Origin of the sequence: Geomonas oryzae (assembly GCF_004117875.1) — a bacterium.
In the GTDB taxonomy this organism is placed as follows: Bacteria; Desulfobacterota; Desulfuromonadia; order Geobacterales; family Geobacteraceae; genus Geomonas; species Geomonas oryzae.
In genome coordinates, this window is record NZ_RAHW01000005.1 from 210,616 (window position 1) to 231,851 (window position 21,236).

General features: G+C 64.5%; 24 protein-coding genes. 16 read left to right on the forward strand and 8 right to left on the reverse strand.

The window, feature by feature from the left end; translation table 11 throughout:
- Window positions 1–137: 137 nt before the first annotated feature.
- Entirely contained in the window at window positions 138–1,544 is a 1,407-nt protein-coding gene (gene merA, locus D6Z24_RS13995; RefSeq protein WP_129127220.1) for a mercury(II) reductase, read from the forward strand.
- Window positions 1,545–1,684: 140 nt separating this feature from the next.
- A complete protein-coding gene (locus D6Z24_RS14000) occupies window positions 1,685–2,716 on the forward strand; it encodes an HD-GYP domain-containing protein (protein WP_129127221.1) in 1,032 nt (343 codons plus the stop codon).
- Here D6Z24_RS14000 and D6Z24_RS14005 read toward each other — a convergent pair.
- From D6Z24_RS14005 to def, 5 genes are all read right to left on the reverse strand, one after another.
- Window positions 2,713–3,582: an NlpC/P60 family protein gene (locus tag D6Z24_RS14005; RefSeq protein ID WP_129127222.1), complete on the reverse strand. Its 870-nt coding sequence runs from the start codon at window positions 3,580–3,582 to the stop codon at window positions 2,713–2,715. The two genes, D6Z24_RS14000 and D6Z24_RS14005, sit on opposite strands and share 4 nt — an antisense overlap.
- A gap of 172 nt (window positions 3,583–3,754) precedes the next feature.
- On the reverse strand, window positions 3,755–4,717 hold the full coding sequence (locus D6Z24_RS14010) for a polysaccharide deacetylase family protein (RefSeq protein ID WP_129127223.1): 963 nt from the start codon (window positions 4,715–4,717) through the stop codon (window positions 3,755–3,757).
- A 4-nt stretch (window positions 4,718–4,721) separates the two neighbouring features.
- Entirely contained in the window at window positions 4,722–5,435 is a 714-nt protein-coding gene (locus tag D6Z24_RS14015) for a DUF116 domain-containing protein (RefSeq protein ID WP_198419563.1), read from the reverse strand.
- Between the two features lie 46 nt (window positions 5,436–5,481).
- Entirely contained in the window at window positions 5,482–6,438 is a 957-nt protein-coding gene (gene fmt, locus D6Z24_RS14020) for a methionyl-tRNA formyltransferase (protein ID WP_129127225.1), read from the reverse strand.
- Window positions 6,438–6,953, reverse strand: coding sequence for a peptide deformylase (def, locus tag D6Z24_RS14025; RefSeq protein ID WP_129127226.1), 516 nt, complete (start codon window positions 6,951–6,953; stop codon window positions 6,438–6,440). The genes fmt and def overlap by 1 nt, the downstream gene beginning before the upstream one ends.
- A gap of 253 nt (window positions 6,954–7,206) precedes the next feature.
- Between def and D6Z24_RS14030 the strand changes: the two genes are divergently transcribed.
- On the forward strand, window positions 7,207–7,413 hold the full coding sequence (locus D6Z24_RS14030) for a hypothetical protein (RefSeq protein WP_129127227.1): 207 nt from the start codon (window positions 7,207–7,209) through the stop codon (window positions 7,411–7,413).
- 6 nt (window positions 7,414–7,419) lie between these two features.
- On the opposite strand, the gene D6Z24_RS14035 is transcribed toward D6Z24_RS14030, so the two are convergent.
- From D6Z24_RS14035 to D6Z24_RS14040, 3 genes are all read right to left on the reverse strand, one after another.
- On the reverse strand, window positions 7,420–8,031 hold the full coding sequence (locus D6Z24_RS14035) for a flavodoxin family protein (protein WP_129127228.1): 612 nt from the start codon (window positions 8,029–8,031) through the stop codon (window positions 7,420–7,422).
- 30 nt (window positions 8,032–8,061) lie between these two features.
- The gene (locus D6Z24_RS21525; RefSeq protein ID WP_162605137.1) at window positions 8,062–8,223 is read right to left on the reverse strand and encodes a hypothetical protein; all 162 of its coding nucleotides are present in this window, start codon (window positions 8,221–8,223) and stop codon (window positions 8,062–8,064) included.
- Between the two features lie 90 nt (window positions 8,224–8,313).
- Window positions 8,314–9,915, reverse strand: a complete 1,602-nt coding sequence (locus tag D6Z24_RS14040; RefSeq protein ID WP_129127229.1) for a thiolase family protein — start codon at window positions 9,913–9,915, stop codon at window positions 8,314–8,316.
- Window positions 9,916–10,023: 108 nt separating this feature from the next.
- Here D6Z24_RS14040 and D6Z24_RS14045 point away from each other — a divergent pair, with 108 nt between their 5' ends.
- The 13 genes from D6Z24_RS14045 (at window position 10,024) to D6Z24_RS14105 (ending at window position 21,193) form a co-directional block, all read left to right on the forward strand.
- Window positions 10,024–10,377 carry a VOC family protein gene (locus D6Z24_RS14045; protein ID WP_129127230.1) on the forward strand — a complete coding sequence of 118 codons (354 nt, stop codon included), beginning with the start codon at window positions 10,024–10,026 and terminating at the stop codon, window positions 10,375–10,377.
- 8 nt (window positions 10,378–10,385) lie between these two features.
- Complete coding sequence (locus D6Z24_RS14050; protein ID WP_246014673.1) at window positions 10,386–10,946, forward strand: SH3 domain-containing protein; 561 nt, start codon at window positions 10,386–10,388, stop codon at window positions 10,944–10,946.
- A 238-nt stretch (window positions 10,947–11,184) separates the two neighbouring features.
- A complete protein-coding gene (locus D6Z24_RS14055; protein ID WP_129127231.1) occupies window positions 11,185–12,489 on the forward strand; it encodes a pyridoxal phosphate-dependent aminotransferase in 1,305 nt (434 codons plus the stop codon).
- Between the two features lie 213 nt (window positions 12,490–12,702).
- On the forward strand, window positions 12,703–13,527 hold the full coding sequence (locus D6Z24_RS14060) for a CheR family methyltransferase (RefSeq protein ID WP_129127232.1): 825 nt from the start codon (window positions 12,703–12,705) through the stop codon (window positions 13,525–13,527).
- A gap of 35 nt (window positions 13,528–13,562) precedes the next feature.
- Entirely contained in the window at window positions 13,563–14,849 is a 1,287-nt protein-coding gene (locus tag D6Z24_RS14065) for a methyl-accepting chemotaxis protein (RefSeq protein ID WP_129127233.1), read from the forward strand.
- Window positions 14,846–15,295 carry a chemotaxis protein CheW gene (locus tag D6Z24_RS14070; RefSeq protein ID WP_129127234.1) on the forward strand — a complete coding sequence of 150 codons (450 nt, stop codon included), beginning with the start codon at window positions 14,846–14,848 and terminating at the stop codon, window positions 15,293–15,295. Before D6Z24_RS14065 ends, D6Z24_RS14070 begins: the two co-directional genes overlap by 4 nt.
- Complete coding sequence (locus D6Z24_RS14075; RefSeq protein ID WP_129127235.1) at window positions 15,295–15,660, forward strand: response regulator; 366 nt, start codon at window positions 15,295–15,297, stop codon at window positions 15,658–15,660. The genes D6Z24_RS14070 and D6Z24_RS14075 overlap by 1 nt, the downstream gene beginning before the upstream one ends.
- A gap of 9 nt (window positions 15,661–15,669) precedes the next feature.
- Window positions 15,670–17,313: a chemotaxis protein CheA gene (locus D6Z24_RS14080; RefSeq protein WP_342782872.1), complete on the forward strand. Its 1,644-nt coding sequence runs from the start codon at window positions 15,670–15,672 to the stop codon at window positions 17,311–17,313.
- A gap of 49 nt (window positions 17,314–17,362) precedes the next feature.
- Entirely contained in the window at window positions 17,363–17,962 is a 600-nt protein-coding gene (locus D6Z24_RS14085; protein WP_129127237.1) for a chemotaxis protein CheC, read from the forward strand.
- Window positions 17,963–18,079: 117 nt separating this feature from the next.
- The gene (locus D6Z24_RS14090; RefSeq protein ID WP_129127238.1) at window positions 18,080–18,787 is read left to right on the forward strand and encodes a LolA family protein; all 708 of its coding nucleotides are present in this window, start codon (window positions 18,080–18,082) and stop codon (window positions 18,785–18,787) included.
- A gap of 49 nt (window positions 18,788–18,836) precedes the next feature.
- Window positions 18,837–19,322, forward strand: coding sequence for a YajQ family cyclic di-GMP-binding protein (locus D6Z24_RS14095; RefSeq protein ID WP_129127239.1), 486 nt, complete (start codon window positions 18,837–18,839; stop codon window positions 19,320–19,322).
- A 19-nt stretch (window positions 19,323–19,341) separates the two neighbouring features.
- Window positions 19,342–20,688: a 30S ribosomal protein S12 methylthiotransferase RimO gene (gene rimO / locus D6Z24_RS14100; protein ID WP_129127240.1), complete on the forward strand. Its 1,347-nt coding sequence runs from the start codon at window positions 19,342–19,344 to the stop codon at window positions 20,686–20,688.
- An 85-nt stretch (window positions 20,689–20,773) separates the two neighbouring features.
- The gene (locus tag D6Z24_RS14105) at window positions 20,774–21,193 is read left to right on the forward strand and encodes a TraR/DksA family transcriptional regulator (protein ID WP_129127241.1); all 420 of its coding nucleotides are present in this window, start codon (window positions 20,774–20,776) and stop codon (window positions 21,191–21,193) included.
- Window positions 21,194–21,236: the final 43 nt, after the last annotated feature.

Genomic DNA, 21,236 nt, shown 5'->3' on the forward strand with positions numbered 1-21,236 from the left:
ACCGGAAAAAGGGCGGAAAACCGGGCTGCGGCAACCTCGCGACGGGGGGCGGGTAAAGGGAGCAGGAAAAAAACCGGTGAATTCTTCTGTTTACCGGTCACCCCTTTACGGTAAACTCATCGGGGGGGATCTTTCACATGAGAGACAGCGATACCATCGTCATAGTCGGCTCGGGTTCCACCGCGTTCGCCGCGGCGCTGAGAGCGAAGGAGCACGGAGTCAAATCGATCATGATCGAGCGGAGCATCCTCGGGGGCACCTGCATCAACTGGGGGTGCATCCCGTCGAAGACCCTGATCCACTGCGCCCTCTTCCGGCACGAGGCGCAGCTTGGCGAGCGGCTCGGCCTCGGCGTGCGCCGAGACGGCGTGGAGTACCAGATCCTCGACGGGCACAAGTTCGCCGTGGTGCAAAGGCTTCGCGAGGAGAAGTACCTCGACGTTTTGCAGCGGCTGCCTGAGCTCTCCCTGGTGAAGGGGAAGGCCGTTTTCACCGCCCCGGGGACCATACAGGTGGGAGACCGGGTCATCGAAAGCGACCGCATCCTCATCGCCACCGGCGGGCACCCGCGCGTCCCGAAGATCCCCGGCCTCGAGAAGACCCCCTTTCTGACCAGCAAGAGTGCGCTGATGCTGAAATCGCTCCCGGAGAGCCTCACCATCGTGGGGGGCGGCGTGATCGCCCTTGAGCTTGGGCAGATGTTCCTGCGCCTGGGCGTTCCGGTCACCATCCTTGAGCACGGCACCCGGGTCCTCCCCTCCGTCGAGGCCGAGCCGGCGCTTGCCCTGCAAAAGGCGCTGGAAAACGAGGGGATGCAGGTGGTGGTCGGGGCCGCGGTCTGCTCGGTGGCAAAGGAAGGAGCAGGCGTCAGGGTGGAGGCGCTCATCGACGGGGAGCCGCGCGAGTTCCGCTCGCAGCAGTTTCTGATCGCGGTAGGGACCGCCCCCGCCACCGAGGGGATCGGTCTCGAACAGGCCGGCGTGGAACTGGACGCGCGCGGCTTCATCAAGGTGGACCGCGAGATGCGCACCACCGCCCCGGGCGTCTGGGCAGCCGGCGACGTGACCGGCGGGATGCAGATCGCCACGGTCGGGGCGCGCGAGGGGATCGCCGCGGTCGAAAACATGCTGCAGGCCGGCTGCCACTGCGCCCTCGACTACGAAAGCCTCCCGATGGCCATCTTCACCGATCCGGAAGTGGCCATGGTCGGTCACGGCGAGGAGTCCGCGAAAAAAGCGGGCTTCGACGTCGAGTGCCAGACCATCCCCGCCTCGGCGATCCCAAAGGCCCACGTCACCGGTTCGCTCGACGGCGCGGTCAAGATCGTCGCCGACCGCGCGACCGACCGCATCATAGGCGTCCACCTCTGCCTGCACCGCGGCGCCGACATCATCAACGAGGCGGCGCTCGCCATACGCTGCCGCATGACCGTCTCCGAACTCGCCGACACCCTGCACGTCTACCCCTCGATGGGTGAAGGGTTACGCCTTTGCGCCCAGGCCTTCAAGAGGGACTTGGGTCAGCTCTCCTGCTGCGCCGAGTGACCGGTTCCTGCGCTTTCTTCCTACATTAGATTAGAATTGACAAGTAATTCATGAAGGCATACCATGCAGCGCGAACGACCTCCGGGGTCGGAACCGCATCTGCGCGGATATGCGCATGTTATGAACGAGGGGAAGCACCGATGGCGGCTGAAATTCTGTTCGTGGACGACAACAAATTGATCCTGCAGGCATCCGTCGATCTCTTCAAGTCGAAGGGGATAGACCTCCTCACCGCCGGCAGCGCGGAGGAGGCGCTGGAGCTCTTCCGGCACCACGAGATCGCGGTGGTGGTATCGGACAACCAGATGCCCGGGATGTCGGGGCTGGATTTCCTCACCGAGCTGCGCCACGTCTCGCCGGACACCGTGAAGGTGCTCATCTCCTCCTACGTAGACCTCGCCACCGCCCTCGCCGCGATCAACAACTCGGAAGTCTACCGTTACCTCCTGAAGCCCTGGAAGGAACAGGAGATCCTCGACGTGGTGCAGGAGGGGGTGAAGCGCTACCGCACCGTGCGCTCCATGCGCCGCGAGGACGAAGCGGTGCTCCGCTCCCTCGCCCAGACCATCGAGTTGAAAGACCCGAGCACCAAGGGGCACTGCGACCGGGTCGCCGTGTACGCCCTCCTGATCGCCGACGCCATGGGCCTTTCCAAGGAGACCCAGCGCCAGATCAAGTACGGCAGCTGGCTGCACGACTGCGGCAAGATCGGCGTCTCCGAGGTGATCCTTAACGGCAGCGGCAGCCTGAACGCGGACGAGTTCGCCACCATGAAGATGCACACCGACTGGGGCGCCGACCTGGCGGACAAGGCGAGGCTCTCCGAGGTCGCCCGCAACATCATCCGCCACCACCACGAAAAATACGACGGCACCGGCTATCCCCTGGGGCTCGCCGGCGAGGCGATCCCGCTCGAGGCGCGCATCGTCTCGGTCGCCGACGTCTACGACGCCCTCACCATGGACCGCTCCTACCGCAAGCGCTACCCCCTCGCCAAGGCGCGCGAGATGGTGGCCGCCATGAGCGGCGAGTCGCTCGACCCGGGGGTCGTGGAGGTCTTCCTCAACGTGGTGCCGCAAGGCTCCCTCCCCACCTCCGAAGAGCTGCAGGGGGAGGTCCCGCTTATCGCCAGGAAGGGCGCGGCTTTAAGCCTCAAGAGCGCCCGCGCCTAAACGCCTCCCCCCGCGCGGGAAAACCACCGGCGCACCACGAAGGCCCGGTCTCCGGCGCTTCCCTCCGGGAAACGGTCCGCGGGCCTGCGCGTCTTCATGATCCCCTTCAAGAGTTCCAGCTTCGGTGTCATCATGACGCCGCTTTGCTTCCCGCCGCACCCCATCCGGCTCTCGATCACCGAGTCCGCATCGAGCACGATCATCACGTGCCCCTTCCACACCAAAAGATCGAGCGGTTCGAGCTTCCGCGCGATCGCCTCCGCGGAAAGCCCGGCCACCGCCACCGGCTCGCCGTAGTTGATGAGCGTCGAGGTGTTGCGCGGCGTGAAGCCGTCGGTCGCCTCGTACAGAAGCCCCGAGCAGTCCACCCCGGAGAGCGGGTCCCCCTGCGGGTAGTACTTCCTCAAAAGCGGCACGCCGTCCTTCACGTTCCCGCCCCAGACGTACGGCTTGCCCATGGCGGATAGGAGCCGTTTCCGGATCTCTTCGAGCGCCGGAAGGTTCCGGCTGCGCTCCGTGACGGGACCGCTCGCCTGTTTCACGAAGCGCTCGTCCACGAAGAGCCCGGTCTTCGAGGGGTACGGGTAGTCGTTGGTGGTGACGCGCAGGATTTTCACGCCGGAGCGCGTGAGCTCGCCCTGCACGGTGAAGATGGTTCCCGGCAGGGCGATGAACTCGACGGGACGCACGCCGCGGCAGGGGTCGAGACGGACGGCGCCGCCGAAGCTGCCGGGAAAGTCGGGGGTGTTCAGCACCGGGGCATAAGAGACGGCAACGACGTGTCGCTCGGCCGCCCCGGCGGGCCCGGGAGCGGTGACGGCGAGAGTCGCGACAAGGGTGAGGATGACGAGAAAGAAAGGCTTCATGACGCACCTCGACAAAGTGCTGCGTTGTCAGTCAGGCCCCCTCCCCTTGCGGGAGGGGGTACGGGGGTGGGGGAAGGAGCCATCGCTTCCTTGGCCACCGCCCCCACTCTCCACTTCGCAGGCCGAAGCGCTACGGCGCGCAGGCCCGTCAACTGGGGAGCAGTCTGAAAGCTTAGCGGGCGAAGGCCTCTGAAAGGGGAAGCAGGTGCGGCTTTTTCTCGCTCAAAAGCGGCAGCGCGAGCCTGATCCCCTTCGGCTCGTTGCCGTTGCCGTGCACGAGGATGAAGCTGCCGCGGTGCGGCTCCTCACCCTTGGCGAGCCAGGCGTCGGCACCGATCGGCACCAGGGAGAGCTCGCCCAGGCGCTCCATGGCGGCACGGTCCGACACGAGGCCGGGAAAACGGAAGAAGGGGGAGGGAACGAGGTCCCGCGCGAGGAGGAGCTCCTCAACGTGGAGCACCTCGGCGGTCAGGTCGGTGCCGGGGGCGAGGAGGAAGTTTTCCGCGAGCGGCGCCTTCGCATCGTAATGGTGGTGCCAGGAATGGTTCACCCAGGTGACGGCGAGCCTGCCCGAGGCGACCTCCCCCTTCAGGTAGGCGACCTCATCCGGGTGGCTTAAAAGCCACAGCCCCGAGACCATCACGGCAACCGGGACCGGCGCCCCTTGTCCCAAAGCCTCCGCTGTCCCGAAAAGCTCGCGCTCGAAGGGGCGCTTGGAGGGGCAGAGGTCGACGGTGAGGAACCAGCCGTCCGCGCCGCTCTCGGCGCGTGTGGCGCCGCCGTTTTGCAGCCGGTAGGGGGAAGCGGTGTAACGGTACACGGCGCGACCAAGCCGCGTGCGCCGGAAGGAGTCGACAGGGACGTCCTTGACGGGAAAAAGCTGGGCGGCCGGGAGGTCGAAGCTCGCGAAGCTCTCCGCATCGACCGCGAGCCGGTGCTCCACGCCGTCCTTCTTGAAACCGCGCACCGCCCAGAGCGCCCGCCCGGCGCGGTCGGTGACCGCTTCGCGCATCACGCGGTAGCCGGTGATTTCCGAGGCGGTCGCTAAAGCGGCGGCGAGCATCATGAGCGTAAAGCAAAGCGCCGCTACACGTAGCGGCGCCGAAGGGCATGGTGTTGTCTTGCGGATCGACATGGGTCTAGGCCAGCACGGAGCGGAGCGCGGCGTCGATCTTCTCGACGTCGACGCGGGTGTTGAAGCAGGGTCCGAAGGGGCGGTCGTTCAGCACCCCGATCACGGGAAGGGGGTAGCAGTCCTTGATGCCCGAGGTGAGGTCGCGTTCGCAGGCGACGGCGAGCACGAGCTTCGGGCGCTTCTCGATGATCACCTTGCGGGCGAGCGTGCCGCCGGTCGCCACCGAGATGTCCACCTGGTAGCGCTGTGCCAGGTCGGCAAGCCCCATGATGTCGCAGCGGCCGCAGCGCATGCACTTGTTGATCTCGCCGGTCACCTTGATCTCGCACTCGGCGAGCTGCAGGCAGTGCGGCAGCAGGATGAGGATACGGTCCGGCTTCACCTTGAGTCGCTGCGAGATGACCAGCGAGTTGTTCATCGCCACGAAAGACTGCCTGATGGTGTCCTTGGAGATGCCGCAGAGTTTCCCCATCTGCTCGATGAGCGGCAGGAGGAACTTGATCACCACGCCGCGCATGAACTTGGTACCCAGGATGTCCTTGCCGAGCGCGGTGGTGAGCACGAGAAGCGCCGTGCCGAGCACCGCGATGCCGGAGAGGACGGCGAACACCATGCCGACGATACGGGGGAGATCCGGATGGATGTTGGCAAGCCCCATGGTGGGAACGTACCACCCGAGGTAGATGAGACCCACGACGAGCAGGCACGTCACTCCCATGAGGGCGACGAAGAGCCGCTTCTGGGGCGGCTTCTGATGGGTTCCTTTAAACGCCAACGGCGGCATCCTTTCTACCTAGGGCAAGTCCCGCCTGCACCTTGTAGCCGGCCAGGAAATCCCCGGCGGCCATCCGCTTTTTCCCCTCGAGCTGCAGCTCGCTGATCAGGAGGCTTCCCTCGCCGCAGGCGACCTCGATGCCGTCGCGCGAGGCGGCGAGCACGGTGCCGGGAACGCCGGTTCCGGTCGCGGTCTGCACCTTGTACACCTTGAGGAGCTTTTCGTCGAGATAGCTGAAGGCGCCTGGCCACGGCGTCATGCCGCGCACCTGGTTCTTGATGTCGCGGGCGCTTTTTTGCCAGTCGATCAGGCCGTCCTCTTTCTTCATGATCGGGGCGTAGCAGGTGAGGGAGTCATCCTGCTTCTCCGGGACGAGCTCGCCCGCGACCAGGCGGTCCAGGGTCTCGGCCAGAAGCTCCGCGCCGAGCTTGGACATCCGGTCGTGCAGGCTCTGGGTGTCCTCGTCCGGATCGATGGGGGTGGCGCTTTTCAGGAGCATGTCGCCGGTGTCGAGCCCCACGTCCATCATCATGGTGGTGACCCCGGTCTCGCTCTCGCCGTTTATGATGCACCAGTTAAGCGGCGCGGCGCCGCGGTAACGCGGCAGGAGCGAGGCGTGCACGTTGATGCAGCCGTGTTTCGGGATGTCGAGGAGCGCCTTCGGAAGGATCTGCCCGAAGGCGATCACCACGATGAGGTCAGGCTCGAGGGCGCGGATCTCCTCGATCGACTCGGGAAGGCGCACCTTCACCGGCTGCAAGACCTTGATGCCGTGCTCTTCGGCCAGCACCTTCACCGGAGGGGGGAGGGTCTGCTGGCCGCGCCCCTTGGGACGGTCCGGCTGGGTGACCACGGCCACCACGTTCTCACCGCGGTCGATGAGGGTGCGCAGGGTCGGGCAGGCGAATTCGGGGGTTCCCATGAAGATGATGCGCAAACCGGTCATCAATGCTGCTCCTTTGCTTCTTCCAGGGCGCGCTGATAGCGCTTCCTGAAGATCCCCTTCTTGAGCGGGGAGAGGTGGTCTATGAAGAGGACGCCGTCCAGGTGGTCGATCTCGTGCTGGAAGGCGATGGCGAGGAGATCATCGGCGCGGATCACCACTTCCTCCCCCTCGAGGTTGAGCATCTTCACCACGACGCGGGCATGACGGCGCACGTTGGCGGAGAACTTCGGCACCGAGAGGCACCCCTCCTCCTCGAAGGCCTCACCCTCGGCGTGGATGATCTCGGGGTTGATGGCGACGATCAGCTCGGGCTTCTCGTCCTTGCAGGAGACGTCGATGACGACGATGCGCTGGTGCACGCCGATCTGCGGCGCGGCGAGCCCCACGCCGGGGGCGTCGTACATGGTCTCGGCCATGTCGCGCACGAGTTCGCGGGTCTTGTCGGTGATCACGGTGACCGGCAGGGAGCGCTTCTTCAGCTCCGGGTCCGGATAGGTCAGTATTTTTCGTACCATAAGTCCTTCCTTTGGCTTTGGGCTATCCGGGTCAATATACTAAAGTTGCCGGTGAAAAATCAACGGGATACTCATGAGGGAGGCGAACCCGCCGCGCGTCAAATTCCCGTCACAAAAGGAACAAAAGTCAAAAAAACCTCCGTCAAAAGCGGGTCATCCGGGAGGCTAAATCCTGCGATACCGGCGGGTTGCGCCGGAGGAACGCCTCTTGCTTGTCCCGATCCCGATGCAGCTTTGGAACCACGGAGGGAGCATGACGCACGAAACGATCACCATATTGAAGAGCTTTGCCGAGGCGGGAACGGCCGCCGCCCCGGTGGCCCTTTTGGCCGCGGCCGCCGCCCTGCCGCACCTGCTCACCCTGGGACACGCCGCGGCGCCGGCCCGCGTACCGGCAAGGCGCCCGCGCCGCATCTGGGGGCGCGAGGACGGCTTCACGACCTCCGCACCCCGCAGGTAGCGCCCGCTACCGCTCGCGTACCAACTTCTCGCCCAGAAGACGCGCCCTTTTGAGGGCGCGCTTGCCCGCCCCCTGGCGCTCCTGCCGCGCCGCGAAACCGACGAAAACAGTCCCCACGCAACGAGCCCCCAAAAGATCCGCGCTCTGCCTGAGCGTCTTCAGCACGGGGGTGAAAAGGCGCGCCATGAAGGCCGGCGCCGCACTGGAGGCGACGAGTACGGCGCGCCGCGGCCTTTCCTGCGAGCGCGTCTTCGGGGCCGGCGTCCCCCAGGGCCAGTAGGCGTAGCAGACGAGCCGCTCCACGAAGCGCTTCGTGACGGCGGTCACCGAACCGAAGTTGGTGGGGGAGGCGAGGACGAGCGCCTGGCACCCCTCCACCAGGTCGAGCACCCGGGACATCTCGTCCGCGATCGGGCAGATGCCGCGCGCCATCCCGGGCTCTTGGGTGCAGAGGCGGCAGTTGGTGCAAAACTCCACGTGGGTGTCGAGGAGGTAGAGCTTCTCAGCGCTCCCCCCCGCCGCGACCACCCCGGCAAGGACCTCGTCCACCACCTGATCGACGACGCCCCCCCTCACGTAGCTCCCAACGATCGCGACGACCTTCACCGCGCCATCCATGAAGCAACCTCCCGGCCCGCCGACGGCTCTTTAGCCCCTCTCGGCGCCCCTGGCCTCGGCCTCGGCGCGCGCCTTGCGCTCGAGCCTTCTCCTGCGGCGTCCCCCGAGGAAGGACTCCTCGATCACGATGGCAACGAACAAAACGATGAAAAGGGCGAAGATCACGCCCAGGATCTTGAACAGCATGGTCATCCTTCCTGCTCCTTCAATGCTAGCTTGCCCGGGGCACCCCGGACCGGCGGCTAATATACCGATCCGGCACGCCCTGTCAAGGCAAACCCTCTAGCCGTTGCCGGTGAGTTTCTTCCAGCCGCTGCCGGCAAGCTCCAGCACCCCTTCCATGGTGCGCCGGTAGAACTTCCGTACCGGGATCCGGTTCACGAGGATCTCTTCCCCGGAGCGCTCGAGGCTCACCGGGTCGCCGGTTTTCAGCTGCACGATCTCCGCGTAGTGCTCGCCCCCCACGCCGAAAAGGAAGGAGTAGCGCTTCCCTTCCGCGAAGCAGGAGACGATGATGACGATCCCTTCCGGCTCGCCGTTTTTGAAGTTGAAGCGGGTGGTGGCGGCGACGAAGCGCGCCTCGACCGGGGTGCCGTTTACGAGCTCGTTCACGGTGAGGTTCTTGGGCTTCATGCGCCCGAGGGGGGGCAGCCCCCACGGGGCGAGCTCGGGGCGGGGGCGCTGCCGGTAATGCGAGGTCTTCTCCAGCAGGGTCACCACGTTGTTGTTGATCGGGCCGCCGATGGAGTGGGCAAGCCCCGCCTTAAAGCGCCCCTGCGTGATGAGGCGGTGGTTCTCGACGATCTGGATCATCCCGGTGGCGCCAAGCGGATGGCCGCGCCCCTTGAGCCCGCCGGTCACGTTGGTCGGGAAGGCCCCGTTCTCCCCGGTGAGTTCGTCGTCCAAAAGCCCGTCGAGGATGCGGCGCCGGTGCACGAAGCCCAGGTCCACCATGTTGATCGGGCCGAAGCCGTTGAAGGGGTCGTGCATGTTGACGTGGATCTTGCCGGAAAAGTCGGTGATCTTCTTGATCCCGGCCATGGCGTACGCCTCGGCCGCGGCGCGCACCGTGGCGGGGAAGCTGTGGAAGTAGGGGCGGTCCGCGATGGTGGGGATGTCGGTGGCGCTCCCGACGCCGGCGACGACCACCTCGTGCGGCGTGGCGGAGAGAAGCACCGCGGCGACCCCGTCGGACATGGGGCAGAAGTCGTGGTAGCGCAAGGGCCACCAGTAGCGGTAGTTCTTCCCGGTGACGATCTGGCGGTAGTAATCCTCGAGCGGGATCTCGAAGTTCAGGTGCGCTTCCGGGTTTCTGGCGGCGAAGCGGTGCGCCCTTTGCGTTAAAAGCGCCGAGAAGGCGGTCCACTCCTCGGTGGAGAGCTTCAGCCGCTCGATCAGGGAGCGCGCGACCAGCGCGCCGCAGGCGGGCATGGAGAGGCCGAACTCCGCCTCGTCACGGTCGATCACCCCGGCCACGATGCGGGTCGCCTGCCCGGTGGCGACGTCGCTCATCTTCTGGATCCCGATGGCGAGGACGTGGTCGCAGCGCCCGGAGGCGATCTGCAGGTAGGCGTACTCGAGCGCCGAGGCGCCCGACGAGGACGCGGTGTCGATCAGCACCGATTTCGCCCCGGAGATGCCGAGCACGCCGGCGATCTTGGCGGCGGTGTTGTCCACCCCGGAGAAGGCGACCGGGTTCTGGCAGCCGACCACGACCGCGCCGACGTCGCTGCGCCGGATGCGGCTCCCGGAGAAGACCTCCCCCGCCTTTTCCGCCATCTCAAGGAAGGTGAGCGCCTCGCGCTCGCGGCCGTTGTAGCGCCCCACCGGGGCCATGTACGAGGAGGCGACGTAGACCTCCCTGGGCTTGAAATGCTGCGTCACGTATCCCTCCCGCGGACGATAAGTCGTCGGCGATTAACCTTGCCAGCGCCCGCTCACTCTGCTATGTAACTAAAACGCTGTCACAACATACCATTCAAGGTGGTTTCCATGGTAGAGAAAATTAAGAATATCGTTGTATTTGTCAAGGACATCAAGGCCGCGCGCCGCTTTTATCGCGAGCAGCTTGGGCTTCCCGCCGGTCAGGAGACCGAGTACATGATGGAGTTCCTCCCGGGCGAGGGTACCGCGCTCGGCGTCTCGCTCGCCATGCACGACGCCGCGATAAAGCTCGTCGGACGCCACACCGGCATCACCTTCACGGTGAAGGGTCTCGAAGAGCTCTACGCGAAGCTCGTGCGCGAGGGGGTGCGCTTCACCGAGCCCCTGGAGAAGAGCCCGTGGGGCAAAATGGCGGTTGTCGCCGACCCGGACGGCAACGAGTTCGCCCTGGTGGAGATGTGAGACGCTTTTTGCCAGGAGCCATGCTTCTGGCCCTTACCGCCGGGGCCGCGGCAGGCGCCCCGCCGGCGCCGCGCCCCTACAGCGGCAGCGGCGTCCTCATGGTGCAGGACGCCCCGGGGTGTAAGCCGGCAACGGTCCCGCTCTACCGCGAGCCGGGCGTGGAGCGGCTCACCGAGCTCGCCCCGTTTTCCCTGCCGCACCTTGGCGGAGCGCCCGACGGCGCGCTCGTCGCGGTGTACGAGAGGCGGCGCGGGTGGTCCCGGGTCGCCCTGGACGATGCGGGGCGCCAGGGCTGGGTGCAGGACGACCGGAGCTGGCGCTACCTCGCCTGGCGCGAGTTCCTGCCGGGACGGAGCGTGCGCGTGCTCCCCGGCATGAAGAAGGAGTGGTACCAGGTGAAAAGCGCCCCGGGTGCCGCGGGGAGCGCGGCGGGGGCCGTCGCGCGCGACCAGCGCGTGCGCATCCTCGAGGTGGAGGACGCCTGGGCGCGCCTTGAGAGCCCGGCCGGCTGGATGCGCTGGCGCGACCCTGACGGCAGGCTCACCGTGGCTACCGAAGTGGCCCGGTAGAAAGAAAAAACGTTGACATTGGCATTTCCGCATGCTATCCAAGGCGTCATGTATACTAACAGCGTTACATCACGTGGCATCGTCCACGCAGCAGCAGCGGCCAGAAACTTCCAGAGCCGCCACTGCTGATTAGAAAACAAAAGATTTCTACTAAAGGCCGTGGGGGACCCCCACGGCCTTTTTTTATACAAAATTCGCTCGAACAACGGCTGCATACATACCATCAGGGGGGAAAGAGATGCGCAACGAAATAGTTACTCCCGGCGCGGGAGAACTGACCTACGAAATCCGAAACATCGTCACCGTGGCCGAGAAGGTGCAGCGCTTAGGCGTGAAGATCAACTGGGAAAACATCGGTGACCCCATCGTCAAGGGCGAGATCATCCCGCTCTGGATGAAGGAGATCGTGGCGGCAGAGGCGATGAACGACGACAGTTACGCATACTGCCCGACGCGCGGCGTCCTCGAGACCCGCGAGTTCATCTGCAGCATCACCAACAGCCGCGGCGGCGCGCAGATCACCCCGGACGACATCATCTTCTTCAACGGCTTAGGCGACGCCATCGCCAAGGTGTACGGGAACCTGAGGGCCGAGAGCCGCGTGCTCATGCCCTCCCCCACCTACACGACGCACTCCATCGGCGAGGCGGCGCACGCAAACGCCGTCCCGGTCTGCTACCGCCTCAAACCCGAGGACAACTGGTACCCGGACATGGACGACCTCGAGTGCCACGTGAAGTACAACCCGCAGATCTCCGGCATCATGATCATCAACCCGGACAACCCGACCGGGATGGTCTACCCCCCCGAGGTGCTGAAGCAGATCGTGGCGATCGCAAAGAAGTACGACCTGTTCCTGATCGCCGACGAGGTGTACGGCAACATCGTCTACAACGGCGAGCACACCGTCCCGATCTCCGACGTGATCGGCGACGTACCCGCCATCGCCATGAAGGGGATCTCCAAGGAGCTGCCGTGGCCCGGCTCGCGCTGCGGCTGGATCGAGGTCTACAACGGCGAGCGCGATGCGCGCTTCAAGAAGTTCGTGAACTCCATCCTCTCCACCAAGATGAACGAGGTCTGCTCCACGACGCTGCCGCAGCGCTGCCTCCCCGCCGTGATGAAGCACCCCGAGTACCAGAACTACCTGAAGGAGCGCATCACCCGCTACGAGAAGATGAGCAACATCATGTACGAGGCGCTCGCCAAGGTGCCCGAGCTGTCGGTGAACCGCACCAACGGCGCGTTCTACATGGCGGTCCCCTTCAAGAAGGGGGTGCTGAACGACACCCAGAGCCTCCCCATCGCGAACCCGGATATCCGCGCCCTCGTCGAGGGGATCGTGAACCAGCCGGGCGTGGCCCCGGACAAGCGCTTCGTCTACTACATCCTCGCCCACACCGGGATCTGCGTGGTGCCGCTCTCCTCCTTCAACACCGAGCTTCTGGGCTTCCGCGTGACGCTCCTTGAGCGCGACGAGGAGGAGTGCCGCAAGATCTACCGCACCCTAACCGAGAACATCGCCGCCTACCTCGCATCCTAGGGTTACCCCTTCACGCGTGAAGGACAAAAAGCCCCGCCCGGACAAGGCGGGGCTTTTTTCGTGCAAGTAGACGTCCTCATTGACTTTTGAGCCGCAGTTGTGCTATCTGATTTGCTGTTTGAACGGCATCTCCAACTACCAGCTCACAGGGGCTTTTCATGACCTCGGTTGCACCAGGCACGGCAGCGGCGACAAACGCCCGCGGCGCGGCATATGCTTGACGGCATAAGCGGCGGCGCCGAGCCGGATATCGCCCCGGAAACCTTCGAGGTCATCGGGCGCATCCTTAAGACACGCTCCGGGTTCACCCTGGACGGGTACAAGGACAAATGCGTCAAGAGGCGCATCCACATCCGGGTGCGCGCCACCCAGTCCCCCTCCCCGGAGGCGTACGGCGAACTCCTGGGCCAAAGCACCGCCGAGCAGGACCACCTGCTGCGCGTCCTCACCATCCACGTCTCCCACTTCTTCAGAAACCCCTCCGTCTTCGAGAAGCTCGCCGGCACGGTCCTTCCCGAGCTCTTGGCCTCCCGCGAGCGGCTTAGGCTCATGAGCATCGGGTGCGCGGGGGGTGAGGAGCCCTACACCCTGGCGATGATCCTTAAGGAGCGCTTCGCCAAGCACGCCGGGAAGGTCGAGATCCGGGGCGTGGACGTCGATGCCGCGACGCTCGAGCAGGCGCGCGAGGCGATCTACCACCCGGACCGGCTGGGCGAGCTCGCCCCGGGCCAACTGGAGCGCTGGTTCGAGCCGGAGGGGGTACGTTTTCGCCTGCGCCCCGAGCTCTCCGGCATGGTCGCCTTCTCCCAGGCCGACCTGAACCACCGCAAGGAGTGGGAGCCTTGCGACCTGATCCTTTGCCGCAACGTACTCATCTATTTCGAGAGGGAGCGGCAGGAAACCATCCTGAACGCCTTCGCCGACGCCCTCGCACCCGACGGTTACCTCGTGCTCGGCAAGTCCGAGACCCTCTTCGGCACGGCCCGCAGGCGTTTCAGGACCGTCTGCCCGGTGGAACGGATCTACCGGGCCGTTTAGTGCACCGATTCTTGCAGCAAAAAGGAGCTCGCTTCATGTACATCCAAATCGGCTACAAGTTCATCCTAGGCTTTCTGGCCGTCGTCGCCGCCGTGGTCTTCGTACCTTCCGGTGTGAAGCTTTTGGAATACTCCCCCGAGATGACCAGCGTCATCTCCTACGTGGTGGCGCTCACCATCGGGCTCATCCTCGGCTCCTTCTTCTCCAAGAGCTTCACCAAGAACATCTCGATCCTGACCGGCGCGACCGAATCGATCAGCCGTGGGGACCTCTCGAGCGACGTCGACTTCCCGGAGCCCAGGTTCCCGGACGAGACCCACTCCATGGCGCAGTCCATCAACACCATGCTGGAGAGCCTGAGAGCTCTGGTGCGCCAGATCCGCGACACCTCGGAGCGGGTCTCCGAATCGGCGCGCACCCTCTCCTCCACCGCACTGCAGATAAACGCCTCCACCGAGGAGGTGGCCCAGGCGATCGAGACCATCTCCGGCGGCGCGGAGAACCAGGCCGAGATGCTGACCAAGGGGGCCAAGGTGATCCACGAGATGGCGATCTCCATCGACCTCGTGGCGCGGCGCGCGAAGGAGACCGCGAAGGCGGCGCGCGAGACGAGCCAGACCGCGCAAAAAGGGGGCGAGCTCGCCACCGACTCGGTGGAGCGGATGAAAAGCTTCTTCGACTCGGTCGAGCTCATCTCGATGCAGTTCATGGACCTTAACGGCAAGCTGCAGCAGGTGGGCAAGATCGCCGACTTCATCGTGGAGATGGCGCGCCAGACGAACCTCCTCGCCCTGAACGCCTCGATCGAGGCGGCACGCGCCGGCGAGTCCGGCAAGGGGTTCGGCGTGGTCGCAGAGGAGGTGAGAAAGCTCGCCGACGGAAGTGCCAAGAGCGCCACCGAGATCGTCGAGCTGATCGACCTCGTCAAGGTGGAGAGCCGCCGGGTGCAGGAGACCATCACCGACAGCTCGCGCGGCATCATCGGCGGCAAGAAGAACCTCGACACCACCGCCGAGGCCTTCAGGGAGATCCTGGCGACCGTCGTGGATACCGAGAGAAAGGCCAACTCCATCGCCGATCTCTCCCAGATGCAGACCACCGGGGCCGCCAAGATGGTGACCATGGTGGACGAGATCGCCAAGGTGGCAGAGGACAACGCGGCCTCCACCGAGGAAGTCTCCGCGGCCACCGAGGAGCAGCACGCCGCGATGCAGGAGATGGTGTACCAGACCCAGGAGCTCGCGAAATTGGCCGACGAGCTGCTCCACTCGGTGGAGCGCTTCCAGGTCGACCCGGGAACCGCGCCGGAGCCCGAGGCGTGACTGCGGAGCGCCTGCTCGTTTTCAGCGTGGGGCGCGAGCTCTTCGCCCTGAACCTGACCGAGGTCTGCGAGGTCATGGAGCCGCAGCAAAGCTACCCCTTTGCCGGCGCCCCTCCCTACTACCTGGGCCTCATCAACTTTCACGGCAACCTGACCGCCCTCCTCGACTTCGCACAGTATTTGGGAGCGGGAAGCCGGCCCCTTCCCGGGAAACTCCTCGTGATCGACACGAAGCTCGCCCACCTCGCCCTGAAGGTGGACGCCGTCGGCTCGATCATCGACGCGCAGAGCATCACCGGGGCGACCCGCTCCGAGGAGCCCCTCATCGAGGCGCTCCTCGAGACCCCGCAGGGGAACCTGCGCCTGGTGAGACTAGAGACGCTTCTCTCCTCCCTTGAGGACGATCTGCGCGCGGCCGCACCCAAATCCGCCCCAGGAGGTAACTGATGGCCATCAAGGTCATGATAGTAGACGACTCCCTGTTCATGAGGAAAATGCTGCGCGACATCCTAACCGAAGAAGGTTACGAGATATGCGCCGAGGCGTCCGACGGCGATGAGGCGGTGGCCAGGTACCGCGAATCCCTCCCGGATCTGGTCACCATGGACATCGTCATGCCGAACAAGGGAGGCATCGAGGCGCTCCAGGAGATCATGGCGTACGACGCCGCCGCCCGCGTGGTGATGTGCTCCGCCATAGGCCAGGAGGCCCTCACCACCGCCGCCACCGAGGCGGGCGCCAAGGCCTTCATCCTCAAGCCCTTCAACCCGGAGCTGGTGACCCGGGTGCTCAGGGAAGTGGTCCAGGGGTAACCGATGGACATGTCGCAGTACAAAGCCCTCTTCCTTTCGGAATCGCGGGAGTACTTGAGAACCATCGCCGAGCAGGTGGTGGCGCTCGAGCAGTCCCCGGCCGATCGGAGCGCCATCGACGCGCTGTTTCGCGGCGCGCACTCCCTGAAGGGGATGGCGGCCTCGATGGAGTACGGCGACGTGGTCGTGGTGGCCCACAGCATGGAAGACCTGATGGCGCGAGTGCGCGACGGCGCCCTCCCCTTCGGGGCCGGGGTGGCCGACCTGTTGCTCGAAGGGGTCGACCTGATCGACGCGCTTTTGCAGGACGTCGAGGAGGAGCGCCCCTCTAGCCTCCCGACCGACGGTTACGCCGCGCGGCTCGCGTCCTACGTCCCCGCCCCGGAGAAGAAGGCGAAGAAGCCGGACGAAGCACCCAAGGCCGCCCCTACGGCTGCCGAGCCCGCGCAGGCCTCCGAGCCCGCCCCCGCCGCGGAAGCGGAACGGGCGAAGGAGAGCACCACGGAGCTTGGGGGGACGGTGCGGGTGAAGACCGAGCTCCTCGACCACCTGATCAACCTGACCGGCGAGCTGGTCACCAACAAGCAGCGCCTTTTGAGCATCGGCCGCGAGCTCGCCTCCCCCGCCCTGAACGACGCGGTATCCGAGACCTCCAAGCTGTTGCGCGCCCTGCACGACGAGGTGATGAAGGTGCGCCTGATGCCCTTCGAGGCGATCAGCGACCGCTTCCAGCGCTCGGTGCGCGCCGTCGCCAAGAAAAGCGGCAAGGAGATCAACTTCGAGCTCACCGGGCGCGAGATAGGCCTGGACCGCGGCGTACTGGAGCAGCTCGTCGATCCCCTGAACCATATACTTAGAAACGCCGTGGACCACGGCATCGAGGACGGGGAGGAGCGGGAGCGGGCCGGGAAACCGGCGCGCGGACTCGTCAAGCTGTCGGTGTCCCGGGACCGGGACCGGATCCACATCACGGTGCGCGACGACGGGCGCGGCATGGAGCCGCAGTCGATGATCGAGGCCGCGGTGCGCAAGGGGCTCATCACCCCCGAAGAGGGGGAACTCCTCTCCCCGCGCCAGGCGCTCATGCTCTCCTGCATCCCCGGCTTTTCCACCGCCAAAGAGGTGACCGACATCTCCGGGCGCGGCGTCGGCATGGACGCGGTGAACGCGGCCATCGCGAAACTGGGGGGAACCCTCGGCATCGAGTCCGAGCCGGGACAGGGAACCTCCATCACGCTCAAGCTGCCGCTCACCATCGCCATCATCCATGCGCTTTTGGTACAGTGCGGCCAGATCAAGACCGCCATCCCGGTGAACGCGGTGCAGCGCACCGTGGAGCTCTCCCGCCGCCAGATCGAGACGGTGGGGAGAAGACAGATGTTCCAGCTAGACGACGAGTCGATCCCGCTTTTATCCCTGAACCGGGTGCTGGGGCTCCCCCTGGGGCGCTTCCCCGACGGGATCCTCCCGCTCTTCGTCACCGAGGCCAAGGGGCGCCGCGTCGGCATGGTGGTGGACCGCCTGCTGGGGCAGCACGAACTGTTCGTAAAGCGGCTGGGAAGACCGCTCGACGGGATGGCGGGGGTGGCCGGCGGGGCGACGCTCGGCGACGGCGAGATCGTCACCATCCTCGACATATCCGAACTTCTATAAGACGCATCGCGGTCACCCCGCTTCATCGCGGGAACCTCCGGAGGCTGACATGGCTGACCAGGCAGAATACGAAGCGGAACTGAAGACGCTGACCAAGGTGTGCAGCCTCGGCATGGAGCACGCCGCCGTAGCCCTGTCGCAGCTCATGGGTAAAGGGGTGCACATCCAGGTGCCGCGCCTGCAGGTGCTCGACGGCCCGGGGATGACCATACTCATGGAGTCGCGCGAGGTGTTCGCGCTGCAACTGCAGATCCTCGGCAACGTGCGCGGCAGCATCCTGATCATGCTTCTCGAGGAGAACGCGCACCGGATCCTCGAGCTCCTCTTAGGGGCGGTCCCGCAGCCCGGGGCACCGCTTTCCGAGATGGAAAGGGCGACCCTCATGGAGGTCGGCAACATCCTCGCCTCGGCCTGCCTGAACGCCCTTGGGAACTCGCTCAAGATGACCCTGCTCCCCTCGGTCCCGGCACTTTGCTCCGGGAACGGGCGGGAGATCCTCGAGCGCGCCATGGAGCCCGGGGCCGACGGGGAAAAGGTGGTCATGATCGACACCGTCTTCGACGTTTCCGACTCGCGCTGCGGGGGGAGCATCTTCCTCATGCCCTCCCCCACGTCGCTGGGCGCCATGCTCGCCTCCCTCGGTCAATGAAACAGTTGCACGATATCCGGTTGTATGTCAGAATGCCCGGTCAAACCGCCGCTTATGCGGCACCAAGAGGGTCCCGAGCTCACGCCCGAGACCTTCACTAATTTTCAGAGGTCGAACATGAAACTAGCCAGAACCGTCGTCCTGTGTCTCGCCCTGATCACCCTTTCCGTCACTTCCGCCCTCTGCGCCGAGCTCCCCCAGGTGGTGCGCACCCTGGAGCAGGGGTACGCCTCCCTGAACGACCTCCAGGCGGACTTCAGCCAGAAAAGCCACGTCAAAGCGCTCAGGCGCGACGAGAAGGGGGGGGGCGAACTCTTCATAAAGAAGGGTGGGAGCAAGGACTCCATGTTCCGCTTCAACTACACCAAACCGAAGCAGCAGATCGTTTCCAACGGCAAGACGGTCTGGTACTACATCCCGGACCAGAAGCAGGTCATGGTGATGGACCTGGCCCAGATGTTCGAGGCGGGCAACGGCATCGCCATGAACTACCTGACCGGCCTCGGGCAGGTCTCCAAGGACTTCGCCATCGCCTTCGCCGACAACCCGAAGGACAAAAACGGCAACTACCAGTTGGAGCTCACCCCGCACAAGAAGAGCGCCGCCATGGCGAAGCTGCAGTTGACCATCTCCGGCGACGCGGTCGAGAGCTTCATCGCCAAGGGAAAACCCTCCACCCCCTTCCCGGTCGTCTCCTCCACGGTGATAGACCAGATCGGGAATACGACCAGGATGGACTTCAGCAACGTGAGGACGAACCGCGGCATCTCCAGCGGCAAGTTCAGCTTCAAGATCCCTTCGGGGGTGCAGGTCATCAAGAGATAAAGCAGGTCAAGGTTTCCTCAACCTCAACCTGAATTTTTTAGGGGGTTCTATGCCGTCATTCGACATCGTTTCCAAGGTCGACATGCAGGAGGTCGACAACGCCATCAACCAGACCGTGAAGGAGATCAGCCAGCGCTACGACTTCAAGGGGAGCAAGAGCGAGGTGACCCTGGAGAAGGAGAGCATCAAGGTCCTCTCCGAGGACGACTTCAAGCTGAAGGCGGTCATCGACATCCTGCAAACCAAGTTCGTTAAGCGCAACATCTCGCCCAAGGCGCTGCAGTACGGCAAGGTCGAGCAGGCCTCCGGCGGCATGGTGCGCCAGATCATCACCCTGCAGGTGGGGATCTCCAAGGAGAAGGCGAAAGAGATCGGCCAGGTGATCAAGGAGACCAAACTCAAGGTGCAGAGCCAGATCCAGGACGACCAGCTCCGCGTCACCGGCAAAAACATCGACGATCTGCAGGATGTCATCAAGACCCTCAAGGGTAAGGACCTCGACATCGACCTGCAGTTCGTCAACTTCAGAAGCTAATCAAGAAGAGGGGATTTTTTTGAACCAGAAGATTAAGGAAAAAGTGAGCCTGGTGAGCCTGGGCTGCCCGAAGAACCTGGTGGACGCCGAGGTCATGCTGGGGTACCTCTCCAAGGACGAGTACGAAGTCACCACCGATGAGATGCAGGCGGACATCATCGTGGTGAACACCTGCTCCTTCATCAAGGAAGCGAAGCAGGAGAGCATCGACACCATCCTCGACCTGGCGGACCGAAAGCACGACGCGCGCTGCAAGCTCCTGATCGTGACCGGCTGCCTGCCGCAGCGCTACCAGGAGGAACTCGCCAAGGAGCTCCCCGAGGTGGACATCTTCATCGGCACCGGCGACTACCCGCGCATCGCGGAGATCATCGCCGAGAAGAAGGGGACCGAGGCCCAGCTCTGCTACACCGGCGATCCGAACTTCGTCTACAACGACGAACTGCCGCGCCTGCAGTCCTCGCCGCACTACACCGCCTACCTGAAGATCGCGGAAGGGTGCTCGAACAACTGCTCCTACTGCGTCATCCCCTCGCTGCGCGGCGCGCACCGCTCGCGCCCCTTCGCGACGCTCATGGCGGAGGCCAAGGCGCTCGTTGCGGCAGGGGTGAAGGAGCTGAACCTGATCGCCCAGGACATCACCGCCTACGGCCGCGACCTCCCCGAACAGCCGAGCCTGGAGCTTCTGATCCAGGAGCTCGCTAAACTCGAGGGGCTCAAGTGGATCAGGCTCCTGTACGCCTATCCGGACGGGGTGAGGGACTCGCTCATCGAGCTCATCAAGAACGAGCCCAAGGTCTGCAAGTACCTGGACCTCCCGATCCAGCACATAGCCGACCCGGTCCTGAAGAACATGAAGCGCAGAAGCGGCGAGGAAGAGATCCGCGCCCTGATCAAGAAGCTGCGCCGCGAGATCCCGGACATCGCCATCCGCACCTCGCTCATCGTCGGCTTCCCGGGCGAGACCAACGAGGACTTCAAGAAGCTCCTGCAGTTCGTGGAAGAGACCCGCTTCGACCGCCTCGGCGTCTTCTGCTACTCGCGCGAAGAGGGGACCCCGGCCGCCGAGATGGCGGACCAGGTTTCCGAGCGCGTGAAGCGCGAGCGCCACAAGAAGCTGATGCGCACCCAGGCGCGCGTCTCCTTCAAGCACAACCGCACCCTGGTGGACAGCGAAGAGGACGTGCTGGTAGAGGGCTACAGCGAGGAAACCGAACTCCTTTTGAAGGGGCGTTCCTCCCGCCAGGCACCCGATGTGGACGGCCAGGTTTACATCACTGCAGGCAATGCCAACGTCGGCGACATAGTAAGATTGAAGATAACTGACTCCTCAGACTATGACCTGATAGGGGAGATCATCGACTAGGCTTTTGAACTTGACATGAACCTCTATTGCTGTATCATTGCGTCGCTTTTTGAGGGTATTAAGAATCAACGGAGATAGTTTATACATGACAGAAAAACCAGAAGAAATGAAAGCGATGCTCCTCAAAATGAAAGAGGAGACGCTTAAAGAGATTAACAAGACTGTCAAGTCCGGTTCCGATGCACCGATCAACGAACCGAGCGGCGACATCTACGACCAGGCTTCCAGTGAGCGCGACCGCGAGCTCGGCCTTTTGCTGGGGGACCGGGAGCGCGAGAAATTGCGCAATATAGACGAGGCGTTACTTCGCCTCGAAGAAGGCGAGTACGGCATCTGCGAAGAGTGTGAAGAGGAAATTCCCATCGGCAGGCTGCGCATCGTCCCCTTCGCCCGCCACTGCGTGAAGTGCAAAGCGGACCTCGAGAAGCAGCAGGCACAGACCAAACGCTTCGAGGAAGACCGCGCCTACCGCGAGATCGCGCTCGGCGAGGAAGAGGAAGGGTAAGCAGAGAGAATCAGGCAGGAAAAGGGGCGAAATGGCATGATCC